This is a genomic window from uncultured Tessaracoccus sp. (genome assembly GCF_947255005.1).
In the GTDB taxonomy this organism is placed as follows: Bacteria; Actinomycetota; Actinomycetes; order Propionibacteriales; family Propionibacteriaceae; genus Arachnia.
In genome coordinates, this window is the sequence record NZ_CAMYFI010000092.1 from 1 (window position 1) to 5,965 (window position 5,965).

Genomic DNA, 5,965 nt, shown 5'->3' on the forward strand with positions numbered 1-5,965 from the left:
TCGGATCGGCCATAGCCCGGCCGAGCCGGTTCATGACGTCGAGGCGTGAAGCAATGGTCAGCATGTGCTGAACAATACATCGTGTGCTGAACTATTCAAAATGCGCTGAACTGACAGTTACGCGAAGGTCCTGCGACCTGCAAGAATTAGTCGATGGGATAGCAGATGACTGATCCTTTGTGGTTCGGCTGCCACCCAACGCGGGAGCGACGTGGGCGGCGAGGTTCTCGAGAAAGTAACTTTGCAACTACATACCGTGGAGTTCAAGTTCAATGTGTAGCTAGGCCTCGGGGTTGCCCACACAGAACTCGTTGCCTTCTGGGTCCTGCATGACGGTCCACACCAATCCCGGCGCCTCATGGGTGCCGAGTTCGGCAGCGCCCAGGCCTTTGAGGCGCTCTACCAAGGATTCGCGCTCCGCCCCGCCAGCGTCGATATGCATGCGGTTCTTGCCAGGCGTGGGATCCTCAACGCGCTGAAACCCTAGCGCCGGGGTCGAATCAACCATCACGAAATCGCCGTAATCCGCGGCGATTTCGCAGCCGGTTGCGGCGGACCAAAACTTGGCGAGCTTTGAGGGATCGTGGCAGTCGAAGGTGATCTGGCGGATCGTGAAGTTGGCATCGCTCATGGTTTCCATTGTGGGCGCGCGTTAGCGCGCCTGCAATAACGCGGGATGTTTCTGGTTGGGGTATCAGAACAGTTCTCTCCGGCCATGTCAGCCCCATACGTCATAAGGGAGGCATGGCCGAGCTGGACCCCGAGTGGGCGATCAATGAGATAGACGCGTTCCTGCAAGTCACGGCGAAGGTCGTCCCCGACATGGGCCCGGGCATCGCCTACCTTGGAACCGTTATGAGCGGATCGCCGACTGAGGCTGCGGCACGCGCCCACGTCGTTGAAATGGTCCTTGACCGAGCGCTTCCCGGGTGGGGACAAGGACTCCCAGTCCAGGACAAGGAATATAGCTGGCTGAGGGGCCAAGCCTCCCGGGCCAAGACAGTGCTTGAACGTAGGTCTGAACTCGCTGAAAAGCTCGGAGACAACACGCCAGACTTAGGCGCAGCCAATCTGCATCCGTGGGCGTGGGAGAATGGCAAGGGTTACTGGAATCACGGGCACTACCATCAAGCCGTGATGCAGGCTGCCATCCACGTCAATGCAGAGACCCAAGCGAAACTGAACCGCCTAGACGTATCTGAAACAGCACTTTTCAATGAGGCGTTTTCACTCCACGATCCGAAGCGTAATGTGCCGCGCCTTCGGCTTATGGAAAATGATGGCAGTAAGACGTTTGAGAACCTACATCGGGGCGCCCGCGCCTTTGCAGAGGGCTTGTACGCGGCTATCCGCAATCCCGGGATGCATGTTCCACACGACGGTGGTGAGGAGCAAGTCGCGTTGGAGCAGCTCGCGGCTTTCAGTCTATTGGCTCGCTGGGTTGATAGGGCTACCGTCCTGGAGGGGTGACAACATCGGTTTACGGAATAGCAGTCCGCTTTGAGCGAAGGATGTGGGGAGCACGAACGCCTGTGATGGAGGTGCCGGGTGCTGAGTCGGCAAGGCCGTCCAGGGGCCATCGCCGTAGTTGTGTGCAAGGTTAACGCCAGCGACTGGGCTGGGTCCAAGAATGAACCTCGCACACGTTAAACTGCGCCGACACTCCGTGGAGTTCCGGTTTAACGTTTAGCGTTATTGACGTGTAGCGTTATGGGGGGGGTAGGATGAAGTATGATCCAGTCATTCGCCAACAAGGACACCGAGCGGTTGTGGAATCGAGAGCGGGTGCGCTCGATTGATTCCAGAATCCATTCGGTGGCACTGCGCAAGCTGCGGCAGCTTGCGTACGTGCAAAGCCTCGAGGAGCTGCGGATTCCGCCGGGTAACCGTCTCGAAGCGTTGAAAGGGGACAGGCGGGGTCAACACAGTATTCGCATCAACAGCCAGTGGCGGATCTGCTTTCGGTGGATGGCAGCTGGTCCAGAGGAGGTCGAGATCGTTGACTATCACTGACAAGCTTCCACCAGTACACCCTGGTGAAATTCTGATGGAGGACTTCCTCAAGGAGATGGGGGTCACCCAGCACAAACTCGCTGTTTCCATCGGTGTTCCACCGCGCCGGATCAATGAGATCGTTCACGGGAAGCGGGCTGTTACTGCCGATACTGCTCTCCGTTTAGGGAAGTATTTTGGGATGAGTCCGCAGTTTTGGCTGGGGCTGCAAGCGCAGTACGACCTAGATGTGGCCGAGGACAAAATCCTCGCCGAGGTTGAGCAGATTCAGCCGGTCCAAGCTGCCTCGGCGTAGCTGTGGTGCTTCAACCCAAGCCCTGATGAGTTTCGTCTTTGGCGCCTGCGCTTCTAGCTGTAGTTATCCACTGACCTGATGGTCATACCGCGAGCATCAAGCTCATTCCTCGCTCAGCGAAGAACGAATCGATGTCCTCCTTCCGCAGAGTTTTGTTGAAGAACTTTCACCCTCGCGCTATTGAGTCTGCTGGAAAGCTCTTCGCGGGCGGCCATGCGGAAGCTGGAGCTGATCCACGTGGCGAAGGGTCTCGATGATCTGCGAATCTCGCCCGGGAATCGGCTGGAGCGTCTCGTCGGCGACCGGCGTGGGCAGTACAGCATCCGTGTGAGTGCGCAATGGCGTATCTGCTTCGTCTGGAGTGATGGAGGTGCAGATGGTGTCGAACTCGTCGACTACCACTGAGGCAGACTTGATTGAGCCGATCCACCTGGGAGGGATCTTGATGGAGGACTTCATCGAGGGTTTCGGGACTACGCAGCATAAGCTCGCCGTTTCGATCGGGGTGCCGCCTCGTCGGATCGATGAGATGGTGCATGGCAAGCGTGGTATCACTGCAGATACGGCGATACGGCTGGCGCGGTATTTCGGGACGTCCGAGGAGTTCTGGATGAATCTGCAGTCGAATTACGAGCTGCGGTTGGAGCGTCGCGCGTTGAAGAACACGGTCGCCGCTATTAGTCCATTGCAGGTCGAGTGACTGAATGTAATCTCGCCGTGCAATGTGTCCGTGCCGCCTACTTGCTATTGACGTTACGGGAGTAGGCATCGTTCTTGAGTGCTTCCGGTTGTTGGTTCTCGCATCGCGCCATCAGAACTATCATGCCTGATAGCAGAAGGAGGTGGTTCTGATGTCTTCCATTATCGTGCGTGGTCTCGATGACCATGTGAAGCAGCGGCTCGCGTCTCGGGCGAAGGAACAGGGGCGGTCCATGGAGGCCGAGGTTCGCGACATCTTGACGAAGGCGGCCCGACGGCCGCACATAGGCGTGGCTCTTCTGAATGTGGCGCAGGATGTCGGTGGGGTCGATGAGCTGCCGATTCCGACGCGCGATGATGTCGCACGGGTGGCGAGCTTCGAGTGATCGTCCTGGACGCCAATGTCGTCTCGGAGATCTTTCGGTCCTCGCCGGAGCCTCGTGTCGTCGAGTGGCTTGTGTCTCTGACGGGCGCCGTCGCGATCACGTCTGTCACTCTTGCGGAGTTGCTTGCCGGCGTTCGAAGGCCCCCGGAAGGTCGACGCAAACACAAGTTGGCCCAAGGGATTGAGGAAGCGGTAGTGCCGTATCGGGGGAGTCGGTCGGTGCTCGCATTCGATGCTGACGCGGCGGAGCGGTACGCGGAGGTGCTCGTGTCGGGTGAGGCAGCGGGTGTGCCGGTCAGTACCGTCGACGCTCAGATTGCCGCGATCTGCCTGGCGAATGGGGCAACGTGCGCTACGCGCAATGTGAAGGATTTCCAGCACACTGGCGTCGAACTCGTCGACCCGTGGGATGTGGAAGCGTGAAGCGTCATTCAATCGAGGTCATCGCCCACCAAGAGCTCACTGAAGCCGAACTAGATGGGCTTCGACAGCGAGTACCAGGAGTTCGGTGAGTGGGATCCGCAACAGCCCTACGGTTATGCGCCACATGATGTCCACATCATGGCGCGAAACGAAGGTCGCGTCGTCGGCCACGTGGGATGGGCACGCCGCGAGAGTGACGGGGGCGCCGCGCGGGTATGAGTTCTCGAAGCAGGCCTCGATACCGCCATTAGTGACCAGTGGGCGCGGATCCTCCGCGCCGAAATGAAGTACTCGGGAGTCGAACCTCCACCAGTCATCGAGTAGGCGAAGGAGGCGACCCCGTCTGCTCGTTCGCGGTGCTTCGGTGAACTGTGGAGCAAGTTCACTAGGATTGAGCTGTGAGTACGTTCGAATCACCTGCTGGGTGGACGCGCCGGTCTGTCCTCGGGGGATTGCTGACGGTCCTGGTCGCCGGGCTGGTGAACGGGTGCGCACCAACCAGCACGAACGAGCACGGAGGTTCGGACGGGCGAATCGCCCTTGTGTACCGCGGCCCCGCAGGATGCGCAGGATGCTCGGAGATTCTTGCAGAGCGGCTGTCTCGACCACCGCTTGGCCTGGACGTTGCGTTTATCGGCCCACGCGAACAGGTCCCTCTCGAAGCGAGTGCCCTATCTGGAGCCGTCCTCTACGCTCAGCCAGGCGGCGGGGACGACATCAGTGGTGCGGCCCAGAGTTTTCCTTCGGATTTCATCCGCGGGCTACGTGACTATATTGCTACCGGTGGAAGCTACCTCGGAATCTGCATGGGCGCATATCTCGCCGGGAGCGAGGGCTTCGGTTTGCTAGATTATTCCGTTGAGGGGGAGGTAAACGTTCCCGGCTTCCCTGTAGAAGATAGCAGCGATCAAGTGGTGGCGGTCACGTGGGGTGAGACCTTGCGTTGGACCTATTTTCAAGAGGGTGCGCGGTTGCCAAGAGATGGTGCGGAGGAATATGCGCTCTATGAAACAGGCGATCTCGCTGCCGCATATTATCGGTGCGGTGATGGAAATGTGGGCTTGATTGGCCCTCATCCGGAGGCAGACGTGACCTGGTTCGAGGACGCCGATCTCGTCGATCCCGACGGCGACGACTGGCAATATGCGCTGCCGCTCGTCAAGCGGATTCTCAGTTGATCGCTGGGAAGGCCATGCGCGGCACATCTGCCGAGATCAAGCTACTGGAGGTGCCATGACCAACCGCACGGTGCTACGCCCCGACGGTGTCTCGATCGCGGTCACTGACCTCGGTGGCGATGGCCCCGTCGTCGTACTGCTGCACGGTCTTGCGGGGAGCTCGCGCGAGCTGCTGCCAACGGCGCAAGCGTTACCGGGATATCGGGTGCTACTCGTGGACCAGCGGGGGCACGGTGCGAGTACACGGCTTCCCAATGACTTGTCGCGCGATGCCTTCGTCGGAGACGTCGTCGCAGTGCTCGAGGAGCTCGTCCCTGGGCAGCGCGCGGTGCTCGTCGGGCAGTCGATGGGAGCCCATGCGGCGTTCCTCGTCGCGGTGGCGCGACCAGACCTGGTCAAAGGGCTCGTGATGCTGGAAGGGCATGTGAAGGGCAGTGATGATCCGGGCGAGGCCGCACAGCTCGGCAGGTATTTCGCGTCGTGGCCAGTGCCGTTCGAGGACGAGGCCGCGGCGAGAGAGTTCCTCGGCGGGGACGCGATCGTCGATGCCTGGGTGGCAGACTTCGAACGGACGGATCATGGCCTCGTGCCGCGCTTTGACGCCGCCGTCATGCAGCGCGTGATCGAGGCGGTGCACGAGCCCCGCTGGGACGAGTGGGAGGCTCTGACGGTCCCGACACTCGCGGTGTTCGCGAAGCATGGGATGTTCGGCAACGACGATCGGGACGCATTGATCTGGCGCAGGTCCCAGACAGACAGGATTGATCTCGACGGCGGTAGCCATGACGCGCACCTCGACGCCTTCGATATGTGGATCGACGTGCTCAGGCGCTGGCTGGACCGCCAGCGAATCGATGCCACGCACGCCCACGGGCGCTGATGGTTCTCAGTGCCGGAGCTCGGTGGAGTTCCGGTTCAGCGTCTAGATGTTCTGCCCGGGGAGGTCGGCTACGCGTTCGGCTTCTGATGTGT

General features: G+C 60.2%; 10 protein-coding genes and 1 pseudogene. 9 read left to right on the forward strand and 2 right to left on the reverse strand.

What is annotated here, in order from left to right; translation table 11 throughout:
• Both Q0X61_RS12275 and Q0X61_RS12280 read right to left on the reverse strand, forming a co-directional pair.
• Positions 1 to 64 (reverse strand): annotated as a pseudogene (locus tag Q0X61_RS12275) (transcriptional regulator); the annotation flags it as partial.
• A gap of 216 nt (positions 65 to 280) precedes the next feature.
• Positions 281 to 631, reverse strand: coding sequence for a VOC family protein (locus Q0X61_RS12280; RefSeq protein ID WP_297743051.1), 351 nt, complete (start codon positions 629 to 631; stop codon positions 281 to 283).
• A gap of 113 nt (positions 632 to 744) precedes the next feature.
• On the opposite strand from Q0X61_RS12280, the gene Q0X61_RS12285 reads away from it, so the two are divergent.
• From Q0X61_RS12285 to Q0X61_RS12325, 9 genes are all read left to right on the forward strand, one after another.
• A complete protein-coding gene (locus Q0X61_RS12285; RefSeq protein ID WP_297743053.1) occupies positions 745 to 1,470 on the forward strand; it encodes a TIGR02391 family protein in 726 nt (241 codons plus the stop codon).
• Positions 1,471 to 1,731: 261 nt separating this feature from the next.
• Entirely contained in the window at positions 1,732 to 2,013 is a 282-nt protein-coding gene (locus tag Q0X61_RS12290) for a type II toxin-antitoxin system RelE/ParE family toxin (protein WP_297743055.1), read from the forward strand.
• Complete coding sequence (locus Q0X61_RS12295) at positions 2,006 to 2,308, forward strand: HigA family addiction module antitoxin (protein WP_297743068.1); 303 nt, start codon at positions 2,006 to 2,008, stop codon at positions 2,306 to 2,308. The genes Q0X61_RS12290 and Q0X61_RS12295 overlap by 8 nt, the downstream gene beginning before the upstream one ends.
• A 180-nt stretch (positions 2,309 to 2,488) precedes the next feature.
• Positions 2,489 to 2,713: a type II toxin-antitoxin system RelE/ParE family toxin gene (locus tag Q0X61_RS12300; protein WP_297743057.1), complete on the forward strand. Its 225-nt coding sequence runs from the start codon at positions 2,489 to 2,491 to the stop codon at positions 2,711 to 2,713.
• Positions 2,673 to 3,008: a HigA family addiction module antitoxin gene (locus Q0X61_RS12305; protein WP_297743059.1), complete on the forward strand. Its 336-nt coding sequence runs from the start codon at positions 2,673 to 2,675 to the stop codon at positions 3,006 to 3,008. The genes Q0X61_RS12300 and Q0X61_RS12305 overlap by 41 nt, the downstream gene beginning before the upstream one ends.
• Before the next feature lie 151 nt (positions 3,009 to 3,159).
• Positions 3,160 to 3,393 carry a FitA-like ribbon-helix-helix domain-containing protein gene (locus tag Q0X61_RS12310; RefSeq protein ID WP_297743061.1) on the forward strand — a complete coding sequence of 78 codons (234 nt, stop codon included), beginning with the start codon at positions 3,160 to 3,162 and terminating at the stop codon, positions 3,391 to 3,393.
• Complete coding sequence (locus tag Q0X61_RS12315; RefSeq protein ID WP_297743063.1) at positions 3,390 to 3,815, forward strand: type II toxin-antitoxin system VapC family toxin; 426 nt, start codon at positions 3,390 to 3,392, stop codon at positions 3,813 to 3,815. Before Q0X61_RS12310 ends, Q0X61_RS12315 begins: the two co-directional genes overlap by 4 nt.
• Before the next feature lie 398 nt (positions 3,816 to 4,213).
• Positions 4,214 to 4,993, forward strand: coding sequence for a BPL-N domain-containing protein (locus Q0X61_RS12320; RefSeq protein WP_297743065.1), 780 nt, complete (start codon positions 4,214 to 4,216; stop codon positions 4,991 to 4,993).
• Between the two features lie 55 nt (positions 4,994 to 5,048).
• Positions 5,049 to 5,873 (forward strand): alpha/beta fold hydrolase, encoded by an 825-nt coding sequence (locus Q0X61_RS12325; protein ID WP_297743066.1) that lies wholly within the window; start codon positions 5,049 to 5,051, stop codon positions 5,871 to 5,873.
• Positions 5,874 to 5,965 lie beyond the last annotated feature (92 nt).

Excerpts from the sequence above, each read along its gene's own strand:
- Q0X61_RS12285 (WP_297743053.1), top strand. The coding sequence starts at position 745 with ATGGCCGAGCTGGACCCCGAGTGGGCGATCAATGAGATAGACGCGTTC.
- Q0X61_RS12325 (WP_297743066.1), top strand. The coding sequence starts at position 5,049 with ATGACCAACCGCACGGTGCTACGCCCCGACGGTGTCTCGATCGCGGTC.
- Q0X61_RS12280 (WP_297743051.1), bottom strand. The coding sequence starts at position 631 with ATGAGCGATGCCAACTTCACGATCCGCCAGATCACCTTCGACTGCCAC.
- Q0X61_RS12290 (WP_297743055.1), top strand. The coding sequence starts at position 1,732 with ATGATCCAGTCATTCGCCAACAAGGACACCGAGCGGTTGTGGAATCGA.
- Q0X61_RS12305 (WP_297743059.1), top strand. The coding sequence starts at position 2,673 with ATGGAGGTGCAGATGGTGTCGAACTCGTCGACTACCACTGAGGCAGAC.
- Q0X61_RS12310 (WP_297743061.1), top strand. The coding sequence starts at position 3,160 with ATGTCTTCCATTATCGTGCGTGGTCTCGATGACCATGTGAAGCAGCGG.